The organism is Pseudonocardia alaniniphila (assembly GCF_022524485.1).
Lineage (GTDB): Bacteria > Actinomycetota > Actinomycetes > Mycobacteriales > Pseudonocardiaceae > Pseudonocardia > Pseudonocardia alaniniphila.
The window spans coordinates 1-25,619 of the sequence record NZ_JAKXMK010000015.1; the positions used below are offsets into that span (position 1 = coordinate 1).

The window sequence follows — 25,619 nt, forward strand, 5'->3', positions numbered from 1 at the left end:
CCGTGCACACCGGCGAACCCGACGTCATGCAGGGCTTCGTCGTCGGGGGCCACTACCCCACGGTCCTCAACCGCCACATCTTCGAATCCCTCGCCTTCCACGGCCACCTAGCCCTACACGTCCGCGTACTGGACGGCCGCGACCCGCACCACATCACAGAAGCCGAGTTCAAGGCCGTCGCCCGCGCCCTACGCGCGGCCGTCGAGCGGGACGCCCGGATCACCGGGATAGCGTCCACGAAGGGCACTCTCTGACAGCCGCGTCGCCGACCAGCACCGGGTTGTCCTGGTCCGCCAGGCCGACGTTCCGGAGCGTCGGTCAGGCCGGCGACCGCTCGATCACCAGCGTGTCCGGTGGCGGATGAAGTCGGCTGACCAGCCCCTCGATCGATTCGGCACCGTCCGCAGCGAGTGACTCGAAGCAAAACAGCAGCTTGGTCATTCGAGTCATGCGCCGCATCGCATCCCCGGCCGAAGGCCACGAACTGTCGGGAACGATCTTTTGCCTCAGACTGTCCGTGTCCTTACTTTCTGCGCCGGCGCGCCACCCATGCGGCTTGTCGCACTCGGCCATTCGGCCCTTATTCTCCGCAAACCAACGCTGCTGGAATCCCTGCGCGACTTGCACGGCAGCGAAGGAGGAGTGAGCATGTTAATGTGTCGTCAGGGGGATGTCGAGCGCCGTCACAACTACTGGCAGCACGTACTCGACTCCGGTTCCACTGAACAGGATAGGGTGGACGGGCGCCGCCTACAAAGGCGATGAAAACGTCCCCGGTGGGAAGCGACGCAGGTTTCCACCGAACCTGATCCTCTCGTCAGCGACGACGACGCCGAATCGACGCCAGCGAGGCCACGCGACCTCATAGCGCTCGTCCACGGCGAACCAAAGACCGCCTAAAGAAGGACCAATGGACTGCGGTCGCCATCAGCAAACAGACAACGGGTACATCATTTGGGGGGAGACGATGCACAAGGCGATCTTCGTCGGCCGATGGGGGTCGGCGACCAGATCATTGACTCGTTTGATCCTTCCGTCGAGCGTCGAGCGCCTAGCGCCGGCCGCACGCGCGTCGAGTGATGTGGACGCATTTTACCGATTCGGCCGCGGCTGATGCAGGAGCGGATACGCGCAAACGGCCGGCGGGACGCCGGTGACGCGGCGGTGAGCGGGCTCGAGGTGTTGTCGTCGGTGGAGGTGAACGCCGGTGGGCGCTGGAGCTGTTGATCGGCGCGGCGGTTCCGGCATGACCCGCGCGGCTGTCTATCTGCCCGATGGGTTCGACGGGTCCGACGGGCGGGACGGGCCGGGTCGGCTCGAGGAGATCGAGTTCGACGTCATCGAGGCCGAGTCGGCGCAGGTGGTGTTGCCCGAGGTCACGGTCCGCGACGAGCGCGGCGGGACGTTGTTCACCGGCGGGGGGTTGGTGTTCGATCCTTCCGCCGGGGGTGGTCCGTGGGCCGGTGCGACGGCCGACCGGGCGGCGCGGGCGTTCGGAGTGGTCAACACGGCGTTCCATACCCAGCGGACGTTGCGGTATGTCAGCGGGCTGCTAGGGCACCCACTGCCACATCTGCTGGTTCGCATCGGAATGCACGAGCAGTCCCGCGGGTGGGGTGGCGGGCACTACCGCCTGCCCGGCCAGGGGGCTGGGGCCGACCCGGAGGCGACCAGCCCAGCCGGAGAGGTGCATCTGGGTGGCGGCGCGGGCTTCGTCGCCCGGTCCGGCACCGAGCAGTACTTCCGTGCGCCCGCCCACAATCCCGCCATCATCTGCCACGAGGTCGGCCACCACGTGTGCCGGCACACCGCGGACTTCAGGCTCAACCGGCTGCGCCCACCCGGGCAGCAGACCAACAAGAAAACCGCTTTGGACGAAGGCACCGCCGATGTGATCACCGCGATAATGCTGGGCACCCCCGATATCTACGGCTGGCACCGTCACGCCATCCCGCACACCGAACGACGACGCCGCAAACTCGACCCCCGCTGGACGATGGCCCACTTCCAGGGCGGGCCCGACAGCGACCCCCACGACGATGGGATGGTCTGGGCCTCCGCCTGCTGGAGCGCCCGCCAACGCGTCACGGACATCAGTGCCGATCCCACCCGCTTCGACACCTTGTTACTACGCGGGCTGGAACTGGCCGGACGCGACAATCCCGCAGGCCTCAACCGTGACGCCCTTCGCGAACGGCGTCACTTCTCCCGACTCATGGCCGCCATGGCCCGAGCCGATCCCGCCCTGGCCCCCCATGTCCTAGCCGCCATGGCCGACCACGGCATTCACCTCGGCGTCAGCAACAACGACCTCTGCCGAGCCGCCCGAACCAACCCCAGCAGGCTGGTGAACGAATGAGTAGCGACTTGTCTAGTTCATTAGAGGCCGATCGAGAGCCACTCCGATATTCATCGGTACGCACGTCACGTTGCACGAGCGCACGGCGTTCACCGATCCTGAACGCGATCTTCTGCGCTTGCGTTTCCATGAGCCGATCACCGCACAGACCGGGTTGTCCATGATAACCGAGAGCTGCTCTGACGAGTACCGCGTGCTTGTAGCCGCTTCGCGGCGAGAGTACGTTTCCAATGGCGACCGAAGACTCGGACGGCCAGCGGCCGGAGAAGGTCGCAACATATCCGAAATCGGGTTTTCCGACGCCCTGGTCCACAATGTGTGGAATGCACTACCCGAGGAGCTTCGCGAAGAACCCCTCGATCACCGAATGGATCCGATCTGGGCGTCCCGCTCACGCCAGGAATCGGACGGCAGGCGCTGGCCACCCCTCCAGCCGGTAGTCATCGGAGAAGGGGCATGCCGAGATCCTGCCCGGGACGTGGTGATCAGTGCAGGTCGAGGCCCATGCCAGAGCACGCTGCTTGTCCCACCGTCGCCCACACGTCGTCCGCGACCTCTGGATGAGCATCATGGGTGATCGGCACAAGAACATCGGATGGCGCCGCGGGGAACGCACTCGGGCCGCGGTCTTCTCGGCAGCGGTGCTGGCGGCCGTCCTGAGCCCGCTACTGCAGTACCGGCGCCCGATCCCCGATCGAGTCGACGGATTCCCTTTGTCGTGGTACCCGATGTTCAGCGCCAAGCGGAACCGTCAGATGTCCGTCACTTACGCCGTCGGGGTCACCGTGGACGGCGGCCGGCTCTCCCTGCCCTCCGGCGCGCTCGGCACTGGTGGTGTCAACCAGGTCCGCCGCCAGCTGTACCGGGTGGCCGTGCGGGAGGCCCGGCCGGACGCGTACGCCGACGACCTGGCTGCCCGCATCGTCAGCAGTCCGGACTGGGGGAACGTCATCCGCGTCGAGGTCGTGCGCACCCTGTTCGACCTGGACCACTGCCTGACCAGCAGACGAGTCGACGGTGAGTCGACGGTGCTGGCGTCCGCGGAGGTACGGCCGTGATCCGAGGCCTGCGGCCGGGACTCGTGACGCCCGTGCCCGCCGCCCGACTCGGGCTGGTGCGCGTGCTGATTGGCGGCCACACGCTGCGGCACCTGTTATCCCGTCGGCGACAGTTTCGCAACATCGTGCGGACCAAGCCCGAACTCTTCGCACCCGTCGGTCCGGTGCGGATGCTGGCGCGGCCGTTGCCGCCCGTCGTCGCCGACGTGCTCAACGACGCGACTCTTGTCAGCACCGCGCTCTTCACGCTCGGCATAGGCGGATCCGCCGTGGCGCGGGTGCACGCTGCACTGCTGACATGGACACTCGCCTACCGCAACTCGTGGTCGATGGTCTACCACAGTGAGAACCTGCTGGTGTTGCACACGCTCGCGCTCAGCGCGGGCCGTCCGGCCGATGCGGTGTCGATTGCTGCGGCGCTCCGGAGCGGGCCGGCACCCGCCGCGCACCCCCGGTATGGCTGGCCGCTGCACCTGATGAACGGGTCCACGGCGGCCGCATACCTGCTGGCGGGCGTGGCCAAGGTCGCAGGGGAGTCGGGCTGGGCGTGGGCCAGCGGTGACGGCCTGCGCCGGCAGGTCGCGATCGACGGTCTGCGCAAGGAGGTCTTCGGCTCGCACGCCAGCCCGCTGGCTTACCGGCTCTACCCACACCGGCGGCTGTTCACGGCAATGGCGGTGATCTCGCTCGTCGTCGAGCTGGGCGCGCCGCTGGCACTGCTCGACCGCAGGCTCGGGCGGCTCTGGGCGCTGGGCGCATTCGCCATGCACTGGGGGATCCTTGCCGTGATGGGCATCCGGTTCCGCTACCAGCTCACGGGCGTGGCGTTCGCGTCCTGGTTCGACCTCGAACGCGCCCTGCGCGGGGTGGCGTCGTGACTCGGAGCGAGCGCCACGCCATGGTGATCGGCCCAGAGGAACAGGTACTCGGCGTGCCCGGCAGCGGCGGGGTGCTGGTGTTCGACGGGCTGTGCGGATTCTGCACCCGGGCGGTGTACGCCGTGCAGCGCTGGGACCGGCGTGGGCGCATCAGGGCATTGCCACTGCAGGGAAGTCGCGTGCTGGAGCTCACGGGGCTGACCCGCGAGGAAGCGCTTCGCGAGGCGTGGTGGATCCGTGCCGATGGTGCGCGGCTGCGAGGCGCCGAAGCGATGACCGCCGCCCTGGCCACGGCCGTCGGGATCCCACTCCTGCAGCTGTTCCGTATCCCGGGGGTCCGGCCACTGGCCGCACGCGGCTATCGCTGGGTGGCCGCGCACCGCTACATGCTGCGCGGCGTCCAGCCGCATTGCACGCGGCCCTCGACCCGGTGCGACGCATGACGTTGATCCGTTCGTCATTGTGATGGCGCCGTCGAACAGTCGTTTCACCTCCATGCGAGCGAGCGGGCGGCGGCGACCGGGTTCGGTCACCGCCGCCCACAGGTGGTCGCGCAGCCTTCCGACGCCAGCTCAGCACCTTCGGGAGGATCGTCGCCTGCGTCCTGCCCGCGCCGCCGGCTGGGCGGTGGCGCCGCGGCGAACGGGACACTTCGGCTCACATCGACGCACCGGTCATTGGTAGTGGACTACCGGCAAGGGCCTATCAGGCCTGGGCCGTGGGCCGGACGATCACCTCGTTCACGTCGATGTCGGCCGGCTGCTCGATCGCGAACGCGATGGCACGGGCGACGGCCGCTGCGGGCATCGCGACCCTGTCCCGGAGCGTGACGAGCCGGGCCCTCACCTCGGGATTCGTCATCGAGTCCCCGAAGTTCGTGTGGGTCATCCCGGGCGAGATGATCGTCACGCGCACTGAGTCGCCCGCCTCCTGGCGCAAACCCTCGGAGATGGCGCGCACGGCGAACTTGGTGCCCGAGTAGACCGCCTGAGCCGGCACCGTGCGATGCCCGGCCGTCGAGGCGATGTTCACGAACTGCCCGCCGCCCTGCGTGCGGAAGACCGGTAGCGCGGCCGCGATCCCGTACAGCACACCCTTGATGTTGACGTCGATCATGGCCTCCCACTCCTCCACACGCAGGTCGTCGAGGGGCGAGACCGGCATGACGCCGGCGTTGTTGACGAGCACGTCGAGCACGCCGTACCGCTCGCGCGCCAACGCGACGAGGGCGGACACGTCCTCGCGTCGACTCACGTCGGTGCGCAGGTGGACGGCCTCTCCGCCGGCATCGTCGATACGGCCGGCGAGAGCCCCCAGCCGGTCCGACCCGCGGGCCCCGAGTACGACCTTCGCGCCCCGCTCGGCAAGCAGGAGTGCGGTCGCCTCGCCGATTCCGCTGCTTGCGCCCGTGATGGCGACGACCTTGTCCGTGATTCCCGGCATGACGCTTCTCCTTGCGATGTAAGAGCCCTATCACTCGCTAGAGTAAGAGGGCACTTACATCGCGGCAACGGAAGGCGGTGTCATGGCCACCACACGCGAGGGCGACCCCGCCGCAGGTCGGCGCTACCACCACGGAGAACTGCGAGCGGCGCTGATCGCGGCGAGCTTCGAGCTGCTGTCCGAGGTCGGGATGGCCGGGTTCTCCGTCGCCCAGCTCGCCCGCAGGCTCGGCGTCAGCACCGCCGCCCCGTACCGCCACTTCCGCGACCGCGACGAACTGCTCGCCGCCGTCGCGACCGAAGCAGCAGGCGAGCTCACCACGGCGATGCGCATAGCCGCCGACGCCGCAGGGCCGGACTCGATCGACCGCTTCGCAGCTACCGCCGGCGCTTACGTTCGTTACGTCTCCGCACGTGGGGCCGGGTTCACCGTCATCTTCGCCGAGAGCCTGAGACACCTGCGAGACGCGGGCCTGGCCGAGGCCGGCCGCGAGCTCATGACCCTGCTACTCGAGCTCGCCCAGAAAGCTCGTCCGCTTCCGCCCGCCGAGGCCCTGCAACTGCTGGAGCAGCACGTGGCCATCGCCCACGGCTACATCACCCTCCACACCGACGGGTTCCTCGACCGCAGCCACCCGACCGTCGAGGAGATCGCCGCCCGGGCGACTCGCGCGAGCGCGGCCCTCGTGCGGGGTACCGGCACCGTCTGATCGTCGTGAGATCCGGCTTTTCGCCCTCCGCAGGGCCGAAACCCGGATCTCGATCTTCGGGTCAGCTCCGGGGCAGCACCAGAGCGCGGTGCAGTGCGTGCAGGGCGAGCACCAGCAGCGCGGGAAGCAGGAGCCCCACACCCGGCAGCGTCACGGCAAGCACCGCCGCAATGAGCGTGACGCCCAGAGCGGCCGCCCCGGCCGCCGGCACCCGCAGCAGCGCGGTCCAGCCCCCGGCGAGCGCGGCCCGCCACGAGCCGCCTCCCGCGAGCCGGGGCACCGCCAGCAGCACCACCGCGAGGAGGCCTGCGATGGCAACGAGCAGCGCCACCAGCGCCGGGGTTCCGCCAGGAACCGCCCCGCTGGCCAGCCATCGCACCTGATTCACCACCACGACCGCCGCGAGCACGCCGACCACGCTGACGGCGACGCCGGGAAGCAGGCGTTGGCGCAGCTCGGCAGCCATGACGCGCCACGGCGGCAGGTCGTCGTGATCGGCCCAGTGGGCGACCGCGGACGACAACACCGCCACCACCGCGCCGATGGTCACCAGCGGCAGGCTGAGCGCGGTGGCCACCAGGCCGAGCAGGCACAGCTCCGAGACCCGTCGCAGCTGTTCCTTCCAGCCCCGCCCCGAACCCGTCGGCTCCGGCGTGCGCCGGCGGACCATCGCGCTCCCCCGCCCCGCGGCGTTCATCCCTTGATCCCGCTCGTGTTGATCCCGTCGACGATCAACCGCTGGAAGAACAGGAAGAACAGGAAAACGGGCAACAGCGAGAGGACCGACATCGCGAACATCGGGGCGATCGCGTTCTGCCCACTGGAGTCGAGGAACAGCCGCAGGCCGATCGGGACCGTGTAGTTCGCCAGGTCGTTGAGGTAGACGAGCTGGGAGAAGAAGTCGTTCCAGGTCTGGATGAAGGAGAACACCGCCGTGGTGACGAGAGCGGGCTTCGTCAGCGGCAGCACGACGTGAAAGAACCGCCGGTAAGGGCCGCAGCCGTCGATCGCGGCGGCCTCGTCGAGCGTGCGCGGGATGCCGCGCATGAACTGCACCATCAGGAAGACGAAGAACGCGTCGGTGGCGAGCAGCTTCGGCACGATCAGCGGCAGCGGGGTGTCGATCCAGCCCAGCGCGTTGAACAGCACGTACTGGGGCACGATCAGCACGTGGTGGGGCAGCAGCAAGGTGCCGATCATCAGGGCGAACCACACACCACGCAGCGGGAAGCGCAGCCGGGCGAACGCGAACGCAGCGAGCGCGCACGACACGACGTTGCCCACCACCACCCCGACGGATATCACCATGCTGTTGAAGAAGAACCGGCCGAACGAGACCCCGGGGATGCCGGCCCACCCCTCGGCGTAGTTGCCGGGCGTGAACTCACGTGGCCAGATGTCGATGTTGTTGGAGATCTCCTGGGGCGCCTTGAACGAGGTGCCGATCATGTAGGCGATCGGGTAGAGCGCGACGACGAGCAACGCGACGAGCACCGCGTGCGCCGCGGCGCCGTCGTACCAGCGCCGCGACACGGCAGGTGGCGTCGCCGGCTCCGGTGTGACCGTGACCGGGGTGATCGTGGTCGGGACGCCCATCAGCGCTCCCCCTCGTCGGCGTAGTGGACCCACAGGGAACCGCTGCGGAACACCAGCGCCGTGACGACGCCCAGCGCCACGAGGAACACCCACGCCATCGCGGACGCGTAGCCCATCTGGAAGTCACCGAATCCGCGCAGGTAGAGGTAGAGCGTGTAGAGCAGGGTGGAGTCGGCCGGTCCCCCGAGGCCACCGCTGATCACGAACGCCGCCGTGAACCCCTGGAACCCGGCGATGGTCTCCAGGACGAGGTTGAAGAACAGCACCGGTGAGAGCAGCGGCAGGGTGACGTGCCAGAACTGCTGCAGGCGCCCGGCGCCGTCGAGCGAGGCCGCCTCGAACATCTCGGCGGGTATCTGTTTCAGACCCGCAAGGAAGATCACCATCGGCGCCCCGAACTGCCACGCCGCGAGCAGGATGAGCGTGCCCAGCGCCGTGGACGGGTTGGCGATCCAGCTCCGGCCCTCGATGCCGAAGAAGCCCAGCACCTCGTTGACGGCACCGGCGCCGCCGAACAGCGTCTGCCACACGATCGCGATCGCGACGCTGCCACCCAGCAACGAGGGCACGTAGTACAGCGAACGGTAGAGACCGACACCCCGCCGGTTGCGGTAGAGCAGCAGTGCTACCCCGAGCGCGACGGCGAGCTTCAGCGGAACGGAGACGAGGCCGAACACCAGAGTGGCGCCCACCGCGTGCCAGTACTTGGGGTCGTCGGTGAACATCCGGACGTAGTTGTCCAGCCCCACCCACTCGGGATCCTGCAGCAGGTCGTAGTCGGTGAAGCTCAGGTAGAGCGAATACAGCATCGGCAGCAGGGTGATGCCGAAGAAACCGATCAGCCACGGCGAGAGGAAGACGTAGCCGGCGACGGCCTCCCGCTTCCGGTCCGAACGGCGGTGGCCGGACGGCTGAGTGGCCGCCCCTGGCGCACCCGCCGCCGCCACCGCCCCTGCCGGCGTTTCGAGTGTCTTGCTCATCGCGCGGCTCCCGGTCAGCTGCTCGCGCGTTCGAGCTCGGCGGTGGCCTGGGAGACGAACTCCGCGGCGGCCTCCTGCGGGGTCTGGCGTCCGAAGCCTGCGTTCTCCGCAGCCGCGATGAGCAGCTGACCCATCTGGTTGTCACCCTGGGCGGGCACGGGTGGCGTGTCGCCCGCCTGAGCCGTGACGCGGTCGTCGTAGGCGGCCACGTACTTCAGTTCGTCGCTGAAGGTCGGGACGAGGGCTGCGCTGACGTCGTCGTTGGGGGGAAGCCCCCGCTCGGTGCCCAGAATCGCCCCGGCCTCGGGGTCGTTGACGAAGAAGTTGATGACGTCGACGGCGGTGCCCACGTTCTCGCCCCGCGCGTAGGCGGTGAAGAACTGCGACGGCCGTGCGTAGGCGCCGCTCGCCGCGCCGGGGATCGGGACGAGCACCAGGTCGTGGTCGGTGGCCTTGTTGAGCTCGGTGAGCTGGTTGTCGTAGGAGAAGCTCGCGGCCGTCTGCTTCGTGGTGACGGTGTTCTTGGAGATGTCACCGGCGTTGGCGGGCTGGGCGACCTCAGCGGAGGAGGCGCCTCCACTCTGGCGCATGTCTGCCCACAACTGCAGCCACGCCGTGACGTCCTCCGTGGTGAAGCCCGGCTTCTGGCCGTCGTAGAGCTGCTTGCCGTTCTGTCGCAGCCAGTACTCGAAGAAGCTGATGTTCGCGCTCTCGTCGCGGACGCCCGACACCTTCCCGCCGGTGCCCTGGCTGACCTTGGCCGCCCACGCGCCGAACTCGTCCCAGCTCGCCCAGCCGGTCTCCGGGGGGAGCAGCCCGAGCGGTTCGACGACCGTGCGGTCGACCGCGAGCGCCTGCGTGTTCGAGGCGAGCGGCACCGCGTAGAGCTTGTCGTCGAGCTTGCCCGTACCCAGGAGCTTGGGGTCGATCTTGTCGACCTTCAACGTCGAGCCCTGCCACGGCGTCAGGTCGGCGATGAGTTCCTTGTTGGCGTACTCGCGCAGAACGCGGTTGTCGATCTGGATGAGATCGGGCGCGTTCCGGCCTGCCGCCGACGTGTTGATCTTGTCGTAGTAGCCGGCGTAGCCCTGCCACTGCGTGGTGAAGGTGACGTTGGGGTGCTTCTGCGTGTAGAGGTCGAGCACCTTCTGCGTGAACTCGGCGCGCGCGGGGCCGCCCCACCAGGCCACCGCGAGCTGCACGGGCTGATCGGTGACGGGTGCCGCACCGGGCTCCTGCTCCCCCGCGGAACCCCCGCAGGCCGCGGTGGCGAGAAGTGCCATGGCGGCGCCGGTGGCCAGCAGATGCCGCACCCACCGCGTCCGCACGGGCGGCGCCGTGCGACGCATACCGGAGATGGTCATGAGGGAGCTCCTTCGATCACTCACATGCTTGCTACCGCTGTGCGCCGGGACACACCGCGTGCTCGAGCCCATTAGGTCAGGGGTCGGGGGCCGGGTCAATGGCTCTTGCGGAAGTTTTCAGGCGTTTGCATCATGACGTCATCGCCACCTGCGGGCGCTCGGCGAGCCGCGGAGCGAGCGGGCAGCCCGCGCACCTGCTACAAGCGTTTGCAGCCCTCTCCGCACCCGGCCCCGACGGCAGGAGCTTCATGACCGCCAGCGCAGCACAGTCAACCGCGACCCCCACCGCCCGGCGCACCCGTTACGCGGTCGTCGGTCTGGGCAGCCGTGCACAGATGTTCGTCCGCGCCATCGCGAACACCCACGCCGAGCACGCGGAGCTCGTGGCGTTCTGCGACGTGAACAGCACGCGGATGCAGGTGCACAACCGCACCGTGCAGGGGTTCGGGCTACCGCCCGTGCCGACCTACCAGCCGCAGGACTTCCGATCGATGCTCGAACGGGAGCGGGTCGACACGGTCGTGGTCTCCACGATCGACCGCACCCACGACGAGTACATCGTGGCCGCGCTGCGCGCCGGCTGCGACGTCGTCACCGAGAAGCCGATGACCACCGACGCCGAACGCTGCCGGCGCATCCTCGACGCTCAGGCCGAGACCGGGCGGGCGGTGACCGTCACCTTCAACTACCGCTACAACCCGGTGCACGCCAAGGTCCGCGAGGTCATCGCCGACGGGGCGATCGGCGAGATCGGCTCGGTGCACTTCGAGTGGCTGCTCGACACCCGCCACGGCGCCGACTACTTCCGCCGCTGGCACCGGGACAAGGCCAACTCCGGCGGGCTCATGGTGCACAAGGCGACCCACCACTTCGACCTGGTCAACTGGTGGATCGCCTCGTCCCCGGAGGTCGTGTTCGGGCTCGGCAAGCTGTTCTTCTACGGCTCCGCCAACGGAACGCGCCGCGAGCTCGCCCACCCCTACACCCGTGCCCACGGCGCGGAGTCGGCAGCGGAAGACCCGTTCGCGCTGGACCTGGCAGGCTCTCCCACCCTGCGTGCCCTCTACCTCGACGCCGAGCACGAGGACGGCTACCACCGCGACCAGAACGTCTTCGGCGACGGCATCACGATCGAGGACGACATGACGGTGGCCGTGCGCTACCGCAGCGGCGCGACGATGAGCTACCACCTCACGGCGTACTCGCCGTGGGAGGGCTACCACGTGGCGTTCAACGGCAGCCAGGGCCGCCTCGAGCTCGACGTCGTGGAGAACTCCTTCGTCGACCCCGGCACGGCAGGCAAGGCACCGGGCGAAGCCCTGCACGGGGTGGAGGCGACACCCGAGCACTCCTCGCGGCTCACGGTGCGCCGCCACTGGGAGAAGCCGGTGGAGATCGATCTGCCCGAGGCCACCGGCGAGGGCCATGGCGGCGGTGACGCCAGGATGCTCGCGGAGATCTTCGGCGGGCAACGCCCCGCCGACCCGCTGGGACGTGCCTCGACCCACCGCGACGGGGCACAGTCGCTGCTCACCGGCCTCGCGGCCAACCGATCCTTCGAGACCGGCCTGCCCGTTCACGTGGACGAGATCCTGGCCCTCTGATCCGGGCCGGCGACGTCAGCGCGTCGCCACCGAGGCCGCCGGCAAGGGCGCCGTGGTCGAGCGGACGATCAGCTGGGTGGGCAGCCAGCGCTGCTGCTCCGTGGTGGGCTGCGGGTCGTCGAGCAGCATGTCCACGGCGGCCCGCCCGGCGGCCTCCATCGGCATCTGCACCGTCGTGAGGGGTTCGGTGGTCATCGACGCCATCTCGATGTCGTCGAACCCGATCACGCTCATCTGCCCCGGGACGGAGACGCCGCGGGCAGCGAGGCGGTTGAGCACCCCGATGGCCATCAGGTCGTTGAAGGCCAGCACGGCGGTGACGCCACGGGCCAGTGCGAGGTCGGTGGCCTGGATGCCGCCCTGGAATGTCGGCGGGAACGGCCCGAGCTCGACGGCCTCGACATCGCAGGCGGGAGCGGCCGCGCGCAGCCCACCCAGGCGCTCCGCTCCGGCCCAGGATGCGGCCGGGCCGGAGAGGTAGGCGATGCGCCGGTGCCCGAGCGCGGCGAGGTGCTCCACGGCCTGCCGGACACCGTCCGCGCTGTCCATGAGCACGGCGGGCAGGCCGCCCTCGACGCGGTTGACCAGGACGAGGGGCGACGTGCCGACCACTCGGTGTAGCTCTGCGGAGTTCTCCCGGGGCGAGCACAGGACGATGCCGTCGACCTGCTTGGCCATCGCCCCCACCATCTCGGCCTCGACACGGGGGTCCTCGGCCGCGTCGGCGAGGAAGACGACGTGCTGCGCTCCCCGGGCGCGGGCCGCGCACCCCTTGAGGACGGCGGAGAAGAACGGGTTGGCGACGTCGGGGACGACGACGCCGATGTTGCCGGTTCTGCCGGTGACGAGGCCGCGGGCGGCGCGGTTCGGCTGGTAGCCGAGCTCCTCGGCCGCCCGCAGCACCTTCCGGCGCGTCTGCGGGTGCACCATGTCGGGCACGGTGAACGCGCGGGAGACGGTGGACACCGACACCTCGGCGACCCGGGCCACGTGGTGAATGGTCACCGCCATCGGATCGTCGCCTGCGTCGTCGCCCGGATCTTCACAGCCAAGCCCGCTCCCGTCCTCGCTGCCCAACTCTGCAAACCGTTTCACGGAGTGTCAAGCAGAACCAACTGAGTGGGCGGCGGGCCGGGCGAGGAGGGGAAGGATCAGCCCGGGGTGGGCGGCTGGTCCACGAGCTGGGCCAGGTAGAGCTGCTCGCCGAGCTTGTCCATCAGCTCGAGGTTGGTCTCGATGTAGTCGATGTGGTGCTCCTCGTCGGCGAGGATCTTCTCGAAGATGTTGGCGGTGGTGATATCGCCCTTCTCCCGGCACATCGTGATCCCGGGACGCAGGCGTTCGACGACCTCCAGCTCGATGGCGAGGTCGGCCTGCAACTGTTCGCGGACGGTCTGCCCGATCCGCAAGGAGAAGAGGCGCTGATAATTCGGCAACCCCTCGAGGAACAGGATTCGGTCGGTGATTGTCTCGGCGTGCCGCATCTCGTCGATGGACTCGGCACGGGTGTAGGCCGCGATCTTGGTGAGGCCCCAGTTCTGCTGCATCTTGGCGTGCAGGAAGTACTGGTTGATCGCCGTCAGCTCGCTGGTGAGCTGATCATTGAGCAGTGCGATGATCTCCGGGTCGCCACGCATAGCGCGACGGTATCGGCGACGCTCGAACGGGTCGAACTCAGGACCGCCTTTGTGCAGGTCACCGCACCCTTAGTGTGAACACCCTTAGTGTGACGCTCAGGCAGAAACCGGCATTTCTGCTATCTCCGACGGAGCGTTAGCGGCGGCGAGGAAGACATCGATGTGGTCGTGGCACGAACCGCAGCCGGTGCCGGCTCCGCAGGCATCGCCCACATCTTCGACAGTGCGGGCACCACGCGCGATGCAAGAACGGATCTCGGTATCCGGCACCGCCGCGCAGATGCAGACGTACACAGGCACTCCTTCATTAAGGCAAGGCAAGGCTATGTTGACAGTGCCCCGCATCGGGCGCAAGCCCCTAATCTGACCCCGTGTCACTGGACGAGTACCGCCGCAAGCGCGATCCGCGGCGCACCCCCGAACCGGTCCCGGACACGGATCCGGAGACGTCCGACCCTGGCCACCGCTTCGTCATCCAGGAGCACCACGCGCGCCGGCTGCACTGGGACGTGCGTCTGGAGCGCGACGGCGTGCTCGCCTCGTGGGCCGTGCCGAAAGGCCTGCCGACCGAGCCCGAGACGATCCGGCTCGCGGTGCGCACCGAGGACCATCCGATCGAGTACCTGGAGTTCTCCGGCGAGATCCCGGCGGGTGAGTACGGCGGCGGCGCGATGACGATCTGGGACACCGGCACGTACGAGACCGAGAAATGGAACCCGCGCGAGGTCATCGTCCGGTTGCGCGGTGCCAGGGCGTCCGGCCGGTTCGTGTTCATCCGCACCGACCGCGACGGCGGCAAGGACAACTGGCTGCTGCGCCGCTCCGATCCCGCTCCCGGCCGGGAGCCGCTTCCGCACGACGCGCTGCCGATGCTCGCAACACCGGGGCCGCTCCCCCGGCCCGGCGACGGCCCGGAGCGGTGGTGGCAGATCGCGTTCGGCGGGCGCCGGGTCATCCTGCGTGTGGACGGCGGCCGCGTGACGATCACCGACGGGGACGGCGAGGAGGTGTCCGTCCCCCGGCTGCGCGAGCTCGGGCCTTCACTCGGCGCCACGCAGGTGCTGCTCGACGGCGAGCTCGCCGGGCCGACGGACAAGGCCGAGCTGTGGATCGGCGACCTGCTGCACCTCGACGGGCGCGACACGTGCCCGCTGCCGTTCCGGGAGCGGCGGGCGTTGCTGGAACGCCTCCCGCTCGACGGCAGGCACTGGAAGCTCGCCCCGGTCTTCCACGGCGGCGGGGCCGAGGTGCTCGCCGCGGCCGGACAGCAGAGCCTGCCCGGTGTCGTGGGCAAGGACGCCGACTCGGCCTACGAGCCAGGACGGCGCAGCGAGCACTGGCTGGAGGTGGCCACGGACGTCGCCGGTGGCGCACCGTCGCGGCCGCGGTCCACCGCGCCTGGCCGGCGCACAGCGGCAGCGGGCGTCGGACGAGCGCGGCTCACCAACCCGGACAAGGTCATCTACCCGCTCACCGGCACGACCAAGTCGGACGTGCTCGCGCACTACATGGCCGTTGCCGACGTCATGCTGCCGCACCTGCGCGACCGCGCGGTCACGCTGGTGCGCTGGCCGGACGGGGTGGAGAAGTCGTCGTTCTTCGAGAAGGACGTCTCGCGGCACGCGCCGGACTGGATCCGGACAGCACGGGTCGGCACGCCGGGCGGGCGCTCGCAGAGCGCCGACTTCCCCCTGATCGACGACGTCGAGGGCCTGGCCTGGGCGGCCAACCTCGCCGCGCTCGAACTGCACGTCCCACAGTGGCGGCTCGGCCCGCGCGGCGGGCACCAGCCCCCCGACCTGGTGGTCTTCGATCTCGATCCCGGTGAGGGCACCACCGTGGTCGACTGCGCACGGGTCGCCGAGCGGATCGCCGACCGCCTGGCCGACGACGACCTCGTCGCCTGCCCGCGCACCAGCGGCGGCAAGGGGATGCAGTTGTACGTGCCGGTCACGGTGACCCGTGCCGAGCAGACCTCGGAGTTCGCGAAGGCCCTCGCCGAGGCGCTCGCCCACGAGACACCGGGGCAGGTCACCGCCGTGATGGCGAAGGCCCGCCGGCGCGGCAAGGTGTTCGTGGACTGGAGCCAGAACAATCCGCACAAGACCACGATCGCGAGTTACTCCCTGCGCGGACGGGCCCGGCCCACGGTGGCCACGCCTGTGACCTGGGAGGAGGTGCGCGCGTGCCGTCGTCCGGAAGACCTCGTGTTCACCGCGGCCGACCTGCCCGCGCGGATCGCCGAGCACGGCGATCTGCTGGCCCCGCTGTTCACCGAGCGGAAACGCCTGCCCCGTCGCGCGTGACGAAGTCCTACTGGCACTCTCCACGCGTGGATCAGCACCCCTACCTCGACGGTGGGTACCCCCGGGCGTATGCCCACCGCGGCTGGCACGTGGGCGACCTCGCGGGCTGCGAGAACACGCTCGCGGCGTTCCACCGTGCCGTCGAGGAGGGATACGGCTACCTCGAGCTGGACGTGCACGCGAGCGCGGACGGCGTGCCCGTCGTCCACCACGACGCCACACTGGACCGCACCACCGACGGTGCCGGGCTGATCGCGGACCTGCCCGCCGCGGCGCTCACGCAGGTGCGGGTCAACGGACGCGAGCCGATCCCGCTGCTCGAGCAGGTACTCACCGAGCTGCCCACCATCCGGATGACCATCGAGCTCAAGACCCACGGCGTCGTCGAGCCCGTGCTCGCCGTGCTCGAACGCACCGACAGCTGGCACCGGGTGTGCCTGGGCAGCTATCACGACGGCCGGCTGACCAAGGCGCGGAACGCGGCCGGTGCCCGGCTGTTCACCTCGCTCGCCCAGGCCTCCGCGTTCGGGTTGCGCGCCCGGGCCTGGCTCGACGCCCTGCCGCGTCCGTTGTCGTCGCTGCCCGCCCCACCGGTGCACGGCAACCTCGCTCAGCTGCCCCGCCGCTTCGGTGCGCTCACGGTGGTGGACGAGGCCCTGCTGCGCACGGCGCACGCCGGGGGACGCGAGGTCCACGTGTGGACGGTGGACGATCCGGTCGAGATGGGCACGCTGCTCGACCTCGGCGTCGACGGCCTGCTGTCGGACCGGCCCGACCTGCTGCGCGAGGTGCTGCACTCCCGCGACGCCTGGCAGGAGTCGTGAGCTCCGGCCTATCCGGGAGCGGCCGCGGTGGTGCCACCCGCGGCCAGATCCTCGCCTGGGGGTTCTGGGACTGGGGTTCCTCGGCGTACAACGCCGTGATCCTGACCTTCGTCTTCTCCGTGTACCTCACCGACTCGGTCGGGGCGGACCTCCCCGGCTCGGTCGACGCGAACAGCTGGCTCGGCTACTCGATCGGCGCCGCCGGGCTGCTCATCGCACTCATGGCCCCGGTGGTCGGGAGCCGCGCCGACAACGCCGGGCGCCGCAAGCTGTCGGTGGCGATCTGGACCGGACTGACGGTCGTGGCGGCGGCCGGACTCGTCCTCGTGCAGGACGACTACCACTACCTGTGGCTGGGCTTGCTGCTGCTCGGGCTGTCGTCGATCTTCTTCGAGCTCGCCTCCGTGTCCTACAACGCCCTGCTCACCCAGGTCTCGACGCCCGCGACGATCGGCCGGGTGTCGGCCTTCGGCTGGGCGATGGGCTACTTCGGCGGAATCGTCCTGCTGCTGCTGGTCTACGTGGGATTCATCAGCGGCGACGGCGGTGCGCTGGGCGTTCCCACCGAGAACGGGTTCAACATCCGGGTGGCCGCGCTCGTCGCGGCCGGTTGGTTCCTCGTCTTCGCGCTGCCGATGTTCCTGGTGGTGCCCGAGCTGCCACCGCGGTCCGGCCGGCGCAAGGCGCCCGGGATCGTCGGCTCCTACCGTGCGCTGTTCCATGATCTGCGCGCCCTCTACCGCAGCAGCCCGCACACCGTGTACTTCCTCGGCGCGAGTGCCTTGTTCCGTGACGGCCTCGCCGCGATCTTCACCTTCGGCGCGGTCCTGGCCGTCACCGTGTACGGGATCGGGGCAGGCGATGTGCTCATCTTCGGAATCGCGGCCAACGTCGTGTCGGCGATCGGGGCGCTCGCGGCGGGCCGGATCGACGACCGGGTCGGGCCGAAGGCGGTGATCGTCGGCTCGCTGGTGGGGATGCTGGTGGCCGGGGTGATCCTGCTGTTCGTGTCCGGCCCGACGATGTTCTGGATCTTCGGTTTGTTCCTCACGCTGTTCGTGGGGCCCGCGCAGTCCTCCTCACGCACCTTCCTCGCGCGCCTCGCCCCGGCAGGCCAGGAGGGCGAACTGTTCGGGCTCTACGCCACCACTGGGCGTGCCGTGTCGTTCCTCTCTCCCACCCTCGTCGGCCTCTTCACGTACCTGTTCGGCTCGGACCGCGCCGGGATGCTCGGCATCCTGCTGGTGCTCGGCGCCGGCCTGCTGGCGTTGTGGCCGGTCCGCCCGCCAGCCCACGCGGCGGCGGAGACAGTGGAGGCGTGACCACACCGGAGGCACGCGAGCGCACGGGCTGGGTCTTCTACGACTGGGCCAACCAGGTCTTCCAGACCTCGGTGGTCACGGTGTTCCTGTCGCTCTACCTGACAGGGGTCGCGGAAGCCGCCGCGCGTGCGTCCGGGCAGCCCTGCACGGGACGCACCGCGCTCGTCGACTGCAACGTCTCGCTGTTCGGCCTCGATGTGGCCGCGGGCTCGGTCTACGGCTTCCTGATCTCGCTGGCCACGCTCCTGCAGGTGCTGGTGCTCCCGATCACCGGCGCGATCGCCGACCGCACGCAGGACAAGCGGCGGATGCTGGGGTTGTCGGCGTTCGTCGGGGCCGGCGCCACCGCGGCGCTGGCCCTCGTGGCCGGCACGAACTGGCAGCTCGGGTTCGTGCTGTTCCTCGTCGCGAACACGGCCTACGGCGCATCGATCGTCGTGTACTACGCGTTCCTGCCCGAGCTCACCCGCCCCGACGAGCGCGACGCGCTGTCGGCCCGCGGCTGGGCGTTCGGCTACCTCGGGGGCGGCCTCGCCCTCCTCCTGCACCTCACGATCTACCTGGGCCACGATGCGATCCGCTCGGTTCGGCGCGAAGCGGACGGCGCTCGGCAGCCTCGTCGGGTGGACGGCCGTCGTGTGTTGCGCGTACGCCCTCACCCCGGGTGCGGTGGGTCCGTTCCTCGCGGTCGGCGTGGGGATCGGGGTGGTGCTGGGCGGCACGCTCGCGCTCACCCGCTCGATGTTCAGCCAGCTCATCCCGCCCGGCAGGGAGGCCGAGTACTTCTCGCTCTACGAGATCGGCGAGAAGGGCACCTCGTGGTTGGGTCCGCTGCTCTTCGCCACGGTCGCCGACGTCACGGGGTCCTTCCGGCCCGCGATCGTCTCGCTCGTGGTGTTCTTCGTCGTGGGCGGAGCGGCCCTCGCCTTCGTGCCGATGAGACGGGCAATCAGGGCCGCCGGTAACGAGCAACCGCTCCGCGTGTGAACACCTCGTCAACACCGGTGACATAAGTCACAGTTGGCTGACACGTCACAGTCGCGTGTGTAGCTGCACCCGATCGGGGACACTCACCGGTCGGGGCGTGAAACGTTTGGTGTCCGTCATACGACAACGACACCTGACGGAACCGGCCCGATGGCGGGAACAGACGGCTGCTCCGCAGACGTTACACCCGGTGGATTCGCCCGAGGGAGCCTCCCTCGGGCCGTGAACGGGAGGACGACGCATGGCCGACCGCGTGCTCCGTGGCAGCCGGCTCGGGGCTGTCAGCTACGAGACCGATCGCAACCACGACCTCGCACCGCGGCAGTCGATGCGCTACGCGTGCCCGCGGGGGCACGACTTCGAAGTGCCCTTTGCCAACGACGCGGAGGCGCCGGCGACATGGGAGTGCCGTCTGCACGGCAGCATTTCCCGGCTTGTCGACGGGAGCGAGCCCGAGCAGAAGAAGGTCAAGCCGCCACGTACCCACTGGGACATGCTTCTCGAGCGTCGCTCGGTGGCTGAACTGGAGGTGCTGCTCAACGAGCGGCTCGAACTTCTGGCCGAGCGCCGTCGCGAGATCGCCTGACGCAGTTCCTCGAGAGCCGGGTCGCCCGATCGGGTGGTCCGGCTCTCGTGCGTCTGCGTGCAGGAGCCGGACGCTCCGGCCGCCCGACCGCTAGGAGTCGAGAACCTGAGCAGCGCCGCGCCGCACGACGGGCGGCTGCGTGGACCACGGGAAGTTGATCCACCGGTTGGTGCGCCGCCACACGTACTCACACTGCACGCTGCTCTGCGGCTTCTCGTACACCACCGCACAGCGGACGTCGGCCACGTGGCCGACGCAGAAGTCGCGCACGAGCTTCAGCGTGGCGCCGGTGTCGGCGACGTCGTCGGCAACGAGCACCCGCGAGCCGGACAGGTCCACCACGTTGGGCACCGGCGGGAGCATGATCGGTACGGGCAGCCGCTCGTTGACTCCCGTGTAGAACTCGACGTTCGCCACATGCAGGTTCTTCACGTCGAGCGCGTAACCCAGCGAACCGGCGACGAACAGGCCGCCCCGCGCGATCGACAGGATGATGTCGGGCTCGTAGCCGTCGGCCGCGATCCGCTCGGCGAGCTCACGCGCCGCCGTGCCGAACTGCTCCCAGCTCAGTTCCTCGCGGGCGTCGGTCATGCACGCACCGGGCCGCCGGACACCGCGTCGTCGCGGCCGTGCGAGCGGCGCAGCACCCGGGAGGTGCCCCAGCACATCACGCGCCAGAAGGCCTCGGCGACGATCGCCCCGCTCATCTTCGACCTGCCGCGCTCCCGCTCGGTGAACGTGATCGGGACCTCGCGCACCCGGAAGCCGGCCTGCACGGCCCGCCACGCCATGTCGATCTGGAAGCAGTAGCCCTGCGACGAGACCTCGTCGAGGTCGAGCTCTTCCAGCACCTGCCGGCGAAACGCCCGGTAGCCCGCGGTGATGTCCTTGATCGGCACACCGAGCGCGATGCGGGAGTACAGGTTGCCGCCCCGGGAGATCAGCTCACGATGCATGGGCCAGTTGCGCACCACGCCGCCGGGCACGTACCGCGAGCCGATCACGACGTCGGCGTCGTCGAGGGCCGCGAGGAGGGCGGGCAGGTCCTCTGGCGGGTGGGAACCGTCGGCGTCCATCTCGACGACGAACTGGTACTCGCCGCGCAGGGCGGCGGCGAACCCGGCGAGGTAGGCGGCGCCGAGCCCGGCCTTGCCTGCGCGGTGAAGAACGGAGATCCGCGGGTCGGCGGCGGCCAGAGCGTCGGCGAGCTCACCGGTGCCGTCCGGGCTCGCGTCGTCCACGATCAGGACGTCGGCCGTGGGAACCGCGGCGTGCAGGCGGGACAGCACCGGTTCCAGGTTGTCCCGCTCCTCGTAGGTCGGGATCACCACCAGCACTGGAACCGTGGGCTCAACCATCGTCGTCCTTCCCCACACGCGTGCCCGTGCGACGCCGGGCCACAACCCCGACGCCGACCGCCACCACTCCCAACGCGACCAGAACCCATTCGGGTACGGCGCCCAACCGAGTGGCCAGCGTAGTGGTGTCCTTGAGAGTGGTTCGATCCACCAGGACATCGGGCGTGAACTCGCGGGTGCTGGCGGTGACGGTGCCGTCCGGCGTCACTGTTGCGCTGACGCCGCTCGTGGTCGCCACGATCACCGGCCGGTCGTGCTCGACAGCCCGGACCCGCGACATCGCGAGCTGCTGGTAGGTCATCTCCGAGAACCCGAATGTGGCGTTGTTGCTCGGCACGGCGAGCACGGTGGCTCCGGCCTCGACGCTCTGCTCGACCAGGTCGTCGAACGCGATCTCCCAGCAGATGGCGATCCCGACCCGGACGCCCGCCATGTCCACCGCGCCGGTGCCGGGGCCGGGCACGAAGTACCCCGCCCGGTCGACGTAGGACGAGAAGTGCTGGAAGAAGCTGCGCCACGGCATGTACTCACCGAAGGGCTGCAGCCTGCGCTTGTCGTTGCGCTCGACGACCCCGACCCCCGGTTGCCATACGAGGGCGGAGTTGGTGGTGGTGCGGCCGTCGGGGTTGCGGAGCACGGCACCGACCAGGATCGGGACGTTGATGGCGCGTGCGGCGCGGTCGATCTGCGCGGCCGCATCGGGGTTCTGCAGCGGGTCGATGTCGCTGGAGTTCTCCGGCCAGATCACGAGGTCCGGCTTCGGCCGCTTCCCCGCCGCGACGTCGGCCGCCAGTTGCTCGGTGACGCGGACGTGGTTGTCGAGCACGGCACGGCGCTGGGCGTTGAAGTCCAGGCCCAGGCGCGGCACGTTGCCCTGCACGGCGGCGATGGTGACGGTGCGGTCGGGCGCGCCGGGGGTGGCGGGTACGAGCGCGGCCAGCGGGCCTGCCACCAGCGTCAGCACCAGGATGACGGCGGGCGTGGCCAGCGCGGCGGGGCGGCGCCGGAGGATGCCGGGATCCCGGACGATCCGGCGCACCACCTCGCCGAGCGCCAGCCCGGCCAGCACCGTGGCGAACGACAGCAGCGGCTCACCGCCGATCGACGCCAGCGGCAGCAGGAGTCCGTCGGGCTGGCCGAACCCGACACGACCCCACGGAAGGCCGCCGAACGGCACCCGCGCCCGCAGCGCCTCGCCGGCGATCCACACCGCGGCGGCCCAGATCGGCGCGGCGGGTAGCCGGGACACCAGCGACATTCCCGCGCCGGCCAGACCGAAGAACAGCGCCTCGAACACGCACAGCGCCACCCAGGGCACCGGGCCGACGAGCGAGCCGATCCAGACCAGCAGCGGGAGCAGGAACGCGAGCCCGAACAGGTAGCCCCAGCCGAACCCGGCCCGCACGCCACGGCCGCGCAGAGCCGACCAGAGCAGCGCGAACGCCGGCAGCGCCAGCCACCACAGGGTGCGGGGCGGGAAACTCAGGTACAGCAGCAGACCGCCACCGGCCGCCGCCACGAACCGCGCGGCGAAAGCGGACCAGGCGCGGCGACGCCACCGGGCGGGAGGAGGCGGACCGGGCTCGGACGACTCCGACGCGACGGTGGTGGTGGGTACGGCCACGGGAGCAGAGCCTACGGCGCGGATGTATGACGGCCGTGACCAGCGGCACCCGGAACCGGCCGCCGGCTGCGGAATCTCCCCGAACCGGCACGCGGGCCGCCGCGTTCGTCGCCGATGTCGGATCTACCCGGTCAGGCAGGCACGGGAGCGAGCAGGTGCACGTTGCCGAGCGCGTCCAGCAGACCTGGCTTTCCGCTGCGGCGGTACCACTCGTAGCCGTAGGCGGCGGCGAAACCCGCGGCCGGGACCTCGTCGGGTGCGATCTGGGAGGCGTGCGCGATCATCGCCTCCCGCTTGGCCGTCAGGTGCTCGCCGGAACCGGACACCGCGAGGCCGATCTCTGCGGTCGCCCGGCCGAAGGGCACCGCGGCCGCGCGCGCGGCTCCGTGCACCAGGTGGCCGTCTCTCGCCGTCACGTGCAGGTGCTCCCTGTCGACGGTCATCCGGTAGGCGCTCGCCTGCACCATCTCGGCCGCCGTGGCTCCGATCCGGAACACCGCCCGGTGGTCGGGGTGGCCGTAGATGCCGTGCTCGTCGTCGTGGACGACGGTGCCGGCGCCCTCGTCGTCGGCGATCTCGGCGACGTGGCGCGCCAGTTGCAGCGGGTCGGCCGCGGCGAGCGCGCGTGCGTGCTCGCCTGCCGTCCACCCGGGGAGCCCCGAGTCGCGCTTGCCGAGCAGGACCAGGCGGGACACTCCGAGCAGCTCGGCTGCCCGTTCGAGCTCGGCCACGCGGCGCTCGGGGATCGTCTCGCCGGGCCGCAGCGGCAGGCGGGAGCTGCCGAGCTCGCCTGCGGTGGCGACGACCAGCACGGTGCGCGCACCGGCCTCGGCCAGGCGGCGGAGCGTGATGCCGGTGAAGATCGCCTCGTCGTCGGGGTGGGCGTGCAGCACGAGGACGGTGTGGCCACGCAGATCGGGGGAAGCGGTCACGTTCGTGATCACAGACTGTGCGGGCCGCGATGGCGGCCGGACGGACGGGAGCGGGGGTGGTCAGCTGCGACAGCGACAGCAGCGACAACACCCCGGACAGCAGCGGGACACACCCGCGAAGCCCGTCCGGTCCGTCATGACGCGAATGGTCCCACACCAGGAAGCGCGTCGTGCAGCACCACCCCCCTGTGAGCGGTGCGCAGGCAGCGCGGCGGCCGCGTGTGATCGACGGCGTCGGGGCCCGCGTCCCAGACGGTGTAGGACGCCGGGGCGCCGGGCACCAGCCTGCCGGAGAGCGGGGACACCTCGCCGGCAGCGCGGTACCCGCCGGCAGTGTGCGCCGCCAGCGCCTCGGACAGCCGCAGCCCCGAGCCGGCGGTGTGGTGGCGGACCGCGGCGTGCACGGCCGCCCATGGGCCCAGCGGCGTGACGGGCGAGTCGGACCCGAACGCCAGCGCGACCCCTGCGTCCCGGAGCGCGGCGAAGGGGTTCATCCCGGCCGCCCGGTCCGAGCCGAGCCGCTCGGCGTACATCCCGGCGGCGCCGCCCCAGAGGGCGTCGAACATCGGCTGCACGCTGGCGACGACGCCCAGCTCGGCCAGCCGCCGCGCCTGCTCGGGATCGACCATCTCGAGGTGCTCGACGCGATGGACGGCCGCCCGCAGGGCCTCGACCGATGTGGCCGCAGCGGCGGCGTCGAGCCCGGCCAGGAGCAGGTCGGTGGCGGCGTCGCCGATCACGTGGAAACCGGCCTGCGCTCCGGCGCCGGTGCAGGCCGTGACGTGCGCGGCGACGGCGTCGGCGTCCAGGTAGCGGTTGCCGGTGCATCCCGCAGCATCGACGTAGGGGGCCCGCAGCGCGGCGGTGCGTGACCCGATCGAGCCGTCGACGAACAGGTCCCCGGCCAGGCCGTGCGCGCCGGTGGCGGCGAGCAGCTCACGGGCCTCCGCAGCCGTGGTCACCGCCTCACCCCAGTAGCCGACCACCTCGGGGCCCGGACGACCGACCAGTTCGGCCAGGTCGTCGGCGGAGGAGATGTCGGGCCCGGCGCACTCGTGGACCACGGCGATGCCCCGGGCGGCGGCCGCGGCGAGGAAGGCGGTCTGGGCCGCGGCTCGGCCCGTGCTGTCCACCGCGGCCAGCGCCGCCCGCCTGGCGTGGTGGTGCGCGTCGGCGGACAGCGGCCCGTCGGACCAGCCCGCCGCGCCGACGGCGGTAGGGGCCCGGTCGAGCAGCGCCGAGGACACGAGCGCCGAGTGCACGTCGATCCGGCTCAGGTACACGGGGGCACCCGCGGCGGCCCGGTCGAGCGCGGCGCGGGTGGGCAGCGGGCCCGCCCAGAGCTGGTCCTCCCAGCCGTGGCCCCAGACCAGCGCGCCCGGGCGCTCGGCCGCGCGGGCGGCCACCGCCGCGAGCAGCGCGTCGGGCGACGCGCAGCCGGTGAGGTCGACGCCGTCGACGAGCAGGCCGGTGGCCGTGGCGTGGACGTGGGCGTCGACGAACGCCGGGGCGATCACCGCGCCGTCCAGTTCGAGCACGGTGGCGCCCGGCGCCCGCTCCCGGGCCTGGGCGGCCGTGCCGACGAAGCTGATGCGGTCGCCGTCCATCTCGACAGCCTCGGGGTCCCCCCGGCCGCCCGGGTCGAGGACCCGGGCGCCGAGCAGCAGGCTGCGGGTCACCGGGCCTGTCTACCGCACCGATCAGTAGGGGCGCTTGGGCATGATCACCCACAGCGCGATGTACCCGACGAACTGTGGGCCGGGCACCAGGCAGGACAGCAGGAACACGAGCCGGACGGCGAACGGGCTCCAGCCGAAGCGCTCGGCGAGTCCGGCACACACGCCGGCGATGACCGTCCCGTGCCGCGGTCGGGTCAGGGTGGTCGATGCCACGAAGGGCTCCTTCCAGGTGCGGCGAACCTCGCCGCTCAAGATCCAGTCTGCGCCGTGGCGCGGGCCCCGAACTCGGTGATCACCCGGAGCCGGCCCCGAGTTCTGTCCCGGATATACCCCCGAACGAGGGAGAGCACTCGCCCATCGTGAGGCCTACGCT

25 protein-coding genes and 2 pseudogenes are annotated in these 25,619 nt (G+C 70.4%); 12 read left to right on the plus strand and 15 right to left on the minus strand.

What is annotated here, in order from left to right:
* A pseudogene (locus MMF94_RS17720) lies at positions 1-254 on the plus strand (imidazoleglycerol-phosphate dehydratase); the annotation flags it as partial.
* 64 nt (positions 255-318) lie between these two features.
* Here MMF94_RS17720 and MMF94_RS43390 read toward each other — a convergent pair.
* The gene (locus MMF94_RS43390; protein WP_277398754.1) at positions 319-441 is read right to left on the minus strand and encodes a hypothetical protein; all 123 of its coding nucleotides are present in this window, start codon (positions 439-441) and stop codon (positions 319-321) included.
* A gap of 805 nt (positions 442-1,246) precedes the next feature.
* Between MMF94_RS43390 and MMF94_RS17725 the strand changes: the two genes are divergently transcribed.
* From MMF94_RS17725 to MMF94_RS17740, 4 genes are all read left to right on the plus strand, one after another.
* Positions 1,247-2,359 carry a hypothetical protein gene (locus tag MMF94_RS17725; RefSeq protein ID WP_241037956.1) on the plus strand — a complete coding sequence of 371 codons (1,113 nt, stop codon included), beginning with the start codon at positions 1,247-1,249 and terminating at the stop codon, positions 2,357-2,359.
* A 569-nt stretch (positions 2,360-2,928) separates the two neighbouring features.
* A complete protein-coding gene (locus tag MMF94_RS17730; protein WP_241037957.1) occupies positions 2,929-3,417 on the plus strand; it encodes a hypothetical protein in 489 nt (162 codons plus the stop codon).
* A 125-nt stretch (positions 3,418-3,542) separates the two neighbouring features.
* Positions 3,543-4,295: a hypothetical protein gene (locus tag MMF94_RS17735; RefSeq protein ID WP_241037958.1), complete on the plus strand. Its 753-nt coding sequence runs from the start codon at positions 3,543-3,545 to the stop codon at positions 4,293-4,295.
* Positions 4,292-4,738, plus strand: a complete 447-nt coding sequence (locus MMF94_RS17740; RefSeq protein WP_241037959.1) for a thiol-disulfide oxidoreductase DCC family protein — start codon at positions 4,292-4,294, stop codon at positions 4,736-4,738. The genes MMF94_RS17735 and MMF94_RS17740 overlap by 4 nt, the downstream gene beginning before the upstream one ends.
* 262 nt (positions 4,739-5,000) lie before the next feature.
* Here MMF94_RS17740 and MMF94_RS17745 read toward each other — a convergent pair whose 3' ends face one another.
* Complete coding sequence (locus MMF94_RS17745; protein WP_241037960.1) at positions 5,001-5,738, minus strand: SDR family oxidoreductase; 738 nt, start codon at positions 5,736-5,738, stop codon at positions 5,001-5,003.
* 82 nt (positions 5,739-5,820) lie between these two features.
* On the opposite strand from MMF94_RS17745, the gene MMF94_RS17750 reads away from it, so the two are divergent.
* A complete protein-coding gene (locus MMF94_RS17750) occupies positions 5,821-6,447 on the plus strand; it encodes a TetR/AcrR family transcriptional regulator (protein WP_241037961.1) in 627 nt (208 codons plus the stop codon).
* A 61-nt stretch (positions 6,448-6,508) separates the two neighbouring features.
* Here the strand turns inward: MMF94_RS17750 and MMF94_RS17755 are convergent, their stop codons facing one another.
* Genes MMF94_RS17755 through MMF94_RS17770 form a run of 4 tightly spaced genes read right to left on the minus strand, consistent with a single transcriptional unit; the run spans position 6,509 to position 10,387 of the window.
* A complete protein-coding gene (locus tag MMF94_RS17755; protein ID WP_241037962.1) occupies positions 6,509-7,144 on the minus strand; it encodes a hypothetical protein in 636 nt (211 codons plus the stop codon).
* The gene (locus MMF94_RS17760) at positions 7,141-8,043 is read right to left on the minus strand and encodes a carbohydrate ABC transporter permease (RefSeq protein WP_241037963.1); all 903 of its coding nucleotides are present in this window, start codon (positions 8,041-8,043) and stop codon (positions 7,141-7,143) included. Before MMF94_RS17760 ends, MMF94_RS17755 begins: the two co-directional genes overlap by 4 nt.
* Entirely contained in the window at positions 8,043-9,023 is a 981-nt protein-coding gene (locus tag MMF94_RS17765) for a carbohydrate ABC transporter permease (RefSeq protein ID WP_241037965.1), read from the minus strand. Before MMF94_RS17765 ends, MMF94_RS17760 begins: the two co-directional genes overlap by 1 nt.
* A 14-nt stretch (positions 9,024-9,037) precedes the next feature.
* Positions 9,038-10,387, minus strand: a complete 1,350-nt coding sequence (locus MMF94_RS17770; protein WP_241037967.1) for an ABC transporter substrate-binding protein — start codon at positions 10,385-10,387, stop codon at positions 9,038-9,040.
* A gap of 248 nt (positions 10,388-10,635) precedes the next feature.
* On the opposite strand from MMF94_RS17770, the gene MMF94_RS17775 reads away from it, so the two are divergent.
* The gene (locus tag MMF94_RS17775; protein ID WP_241037968.1) at positions 10,636-11,991 is read left to right on the plus strand and encodes a Gfo/Idh/MocA family protein; all 1,356 of its coding nucleotides are present in this window, start codon (positions 10,636-10,638) and stop codon (positions 11,989-11,991) included.
* Between the two features lie 15 nt (positions 11,992-12,006).
* Here MMF94_RS17775 and MMF94_RS17780 read toward each other — a convergent pair whose 3' ends face one another.
* From MMF94_RS17780 to MMF94_RS17790, 3 genes are all read right to left on the minus strand, one after another.
* On the minus strand, positions 12,007-13,002 hold the full coding sequence (locus MMF94_RS17780) for a LacI family DNA-binding transcriptional regulator (RefSeq protein WP_241037970.1): 996 nt from the start codon (positions 13,000-13,002) through the stop codon (positions 12,007-12,009).
* Between the two features lie 140 nt (positions 13,003-13,142).
* Positions 13,143-13,628 carry a bacterioferritin gene (gene bfr / locus MMF94_RS17785; protein ID WP_241037972.1) on the minus strand — a complete coding sequence of 162 codons (486 nt, stop codon included), beginning with the start codon at positions 13,626-13,628 and terminating at the stop codon, positions 13,143-13,145.
* 96 nt (positions 13,629-13,724) lie between these two features.
* On the minus strand, positions 13,725-13,922 hold the full coding sequence (locus tag MMF94_RS17790) for a (2Fe-2S)-binding protein (RefSeq protein WP_241037974.1): 198 nt from the start codon (positions 13,920-13,922) through the stop codon (positions 13,725-13,727).
* A gap of 77 nt (positions 13,923-13,999) precedes the next feature.
* On the opposite strand from MMF94_RS17790, the gene ligD reads away from it, so the two are divergent.
* From ligD to MMF94_RS17820, 5 genes and pseudogenes are all read left to right on the plus strand, one after another.
* Complete coding sequence (ligD, locus tag MMF94_RS43570; RefSeq protein WP_338104240.1) at positions 14,000-15,934, plus strand: non-homologous end-joining DNA ligase; 1,935 nt, start codon at positions 14,000-14,002, stop codon at positions 15,932-15,934.
* 26 nt (positions 15,935-15,960) lie between these two features.
* A complete protein-coding gene (locus MMF94_RS17805) occupies positions 15,961-16,758 on the plus strand; it encodes a glycerophosphodiester phosphodiesterase family protein (protein ID WP_241037976.1) in 798 nt (265 codons plus the stop codon).
* Positions 16,755-18,080, plus strand: a complete 1,326-nt coding sequence (locus MMF94_RS17810) for an MFS transporter (protein ID WP_241037978.1) — start codon at positions 16,755-16,757, stop codon at positions 18,078-18,080. The genes MMF94_RS17805 and MMF94_RS17810 overlap by 4 nt, the downstream gene beginning before the upstream one ends.
* Positions 18,077-19,067: pseudogene (locus tag MMF94_RS17815) on the plus strand (MFS transporter). The gene MMF94_RS17810 and the pseudogene MMF94_RS17815 overlap by 4 nt, the downstream one beginning before the upstream one ends.
* A 241-nt stretch (positions 19,068-19,308) precedes the next feature.
* The gene (locus MMF94_RS17820) at positions 19,309-19,653 is read left to right on the plus strand and encodes an RNA polymerase-binding protein RbpA (RefSeq protein ID WP_241037980.1); all 345 of its coding nucleotides are present in this window, start codon (positions 19,309-19,311) and stop codon (positions 19,651-19,653) included.
* 90 nt (positions 19,654-19,743) lie between these two features.
* Here MMF94_RS17820 and MMF94_RS17825 read toward each other — a convergent pair whose 3' ends face one another.
* The 6 genes from MMF94_RS17825 to MMF94_RS17850 form a co-directional block, all read right to left on the minus strand.
* The gene (locus tag MMF94_RS17825; protein WP_241037982.1) at positions 19,744-20,244 is read right to left on the minus strand and encodes a phosphoribosyltransferase; all 501 of its coding nucleotides are present in this window, start codon (positions 20,242-20,244) and stop codon (positions 19,744-19,746) included.
* Complete coding sequence (locus MMF94_RS17830) at positions 20,241-21,011, minus strand: polyprenol monophosphomannose synthase (RefSeq protein WP_241037984.1); 771 nt, start codon at positions 21,009-21,011, stop codon at positions 20,241-20,243. The genes MMF94_RS17825 and MMF94_RS17830 overlap by 4 nt, the downstream gene beginning before the upstream one ends.
* Positions 21,004-22,635 (minus strand): apolipoprotein N-acyltransferase, encoded by a 1,632-nt coding sequence (gene lnt, locus MMF94_RS17835; RefSeq protein WP_241037986.1) that lies wholly within the window; start codon positions 22,633-22,635, stop codon positions 21,004-21,006. Before lnt ends, MMF94_RS17830 begins: the two co-directional genes overlap by 8 nt.
* A gap of 131 nt (positions 22,636-22,766) precedes the next feature.
* Complete coding sequence (locus MMF94_RS17840) at positions 22,767-23,567, minus strand: PIG-L deacetylase family protein (protein ID WP_241037987.1); 801 nt, start codon at positions 23,565-23,567, stop codon at positions 22,767-22,769.
* A 134-nt stretch (positions 23,568-23,701) separates the two neighbouring features.
* Entirely contained in the window at positions 23,702-25,246 is a 1,545-nt protein-coding gene (locus MMF94_RS17845) for an amidohydrolase (RefSeq protein WP_338104241.1), read from the minus strand.
* A 21-nt stretch (positions 25,247-25,267) separates the two neighbouring features.
* Positions 25,268-25,459, minus strand: a complete 192-nt coding sequence (locus MMF94_RS17850) for a PspC domain-containing protein (RefSeq protein ID WP_241037989.1) — start codon at positions 25,457-25,459, stop codon at positions 25,268-25,270.
* Between the last annotated feature and the right edge of the window lie 160 nt (positions 25,460-25,619).